General features: G+C 44.1%; 1 protein-coding gene. It reads left to right on the forward strand.

The genetic code is table 11. The features are described 5' to 3' along the window. The first annotated feature begins 65 nt into the window (after positions 1-65). Positions 66-1,231, forward strand: a protein-coding gene (locus tag I3257_RS14090; RefSeq protein WP_198331106.1) for an IS3 family transposase whose coding sequence is annotated in 2 segments (ribosomal slippage) — positions 66-324 and positions 324-1,231 — 1,167 coding nt in all. Because the reading frame shifts where the segments join, the coding sequence is not laid out codon by codon here. Positions 1,232-1,277: the final 46 nt, after the last annotated feature.

Below are 1,277 nucleotides of genomic sequence, written 5' to 3' on the forward strand. Positions count from 1 at the left end.
TGAGCTATGCTGAAGAAACCGTACAACTAAACTTGGTAAACTAAGCGTATTAATCGGAGTTTACCATGACCAAGAAAATAAGAACCTACAGTAAGGAATTTAAAGCCGAAGCCGTCAAGAAGATAGCGGACAATAACGGCAATATTTCAGCGACTGCAAAGCAACTTGGCATCGCCATGCAAACCTTATCTAATTGGCATAACAAAGCCAATCAAGGCAAGCTTGAAGGAACTGAGCAGTACGATCCACAGCTCATAGCCGTGATTGAAGAGAACAAGCGCCTCAAACGACAGCTTAAAGTAGCCGAAGAGGAACGAGAGATATTAAAAAAGGCGACGGCGTACTTTGCAAAGCACAGCTAGTCAGGTACGCCTTTATCAAAGATAACCAGCACTTCTTTAGCATCACCACTATGTGCCGTGTGCTAAAGATTAAGCATTCAAGTTACTACGACTGGCTGAGTCGCGATATCAGCGAGCAGCAGATACATCGCAACCATTGCGAGCTACTCGTTAAAGCCGCTCACAGTGAAAGTAAAGAACGTTATGGTTATGAACGTTTGCATGCAACGCTCACCGAGCAAGGCCATGACATTAGCCTATACATGGTTAGAAGCATTAAAGAGGAACATGGCATCAAATGCCGTCGCCACAAGCGCTTTAAAGTCACTACCGACTCCAATCACAACAAGCTGATCTATCCAAACGTACTGGATCAGAAGTTTGATGCCAGTCGCCCTAACCAAGCGTGGGTCAGTGACATCACCTATATTTGGACGCTTGAGGGTTGGCTGTATTTAGCAGGCGTTAAAGACTTATACACTAAAGAGCTTGTCGGTTACGCCATCAACAAACGCATGACAGCAGATCTAGTATGCAAAGCATTGAACATGGCCATCAAGAACAAACGACCCAGTAAAGGGCTAGTCGTTCACTCTGACAGAGGCAGCCAGTACTGTAGCCATGCCTACCACAAGATCATTAAGCAGCATCAATTTACAGGCTCAATGAGCGCTAAAGGCAACTGCTTTGATAACGCACCTATAGAGAGCTTCTGGGGCGTATTAAAGAATGAGTTGATATATCATCAGGACTATAAGACCAGATTTGCCGCCATTACCGATATCATTAGATATATCGAGTTGTACTACAACCAAACGAGAATTCAAAAGGGTTTAGGCTATAAATCGCCAAGACAGGTGTGGTTTGACTATTATCGTCATGCTGCGTAATCAAAATCTCCCAAGTTTAGTTATACGGATTTGACAGCAGGGGTCA

It is taken from the genome of Psychrobacter sp. Ps7 (genome assembly GCF_022129225.1).
Lineage (GTDB): Bacteria > Pseudomonadota > Gammaproteobacteria > Pseudomonadales > Moraxellaceae > Psychrobacter > Psychrobacter immobilis_A.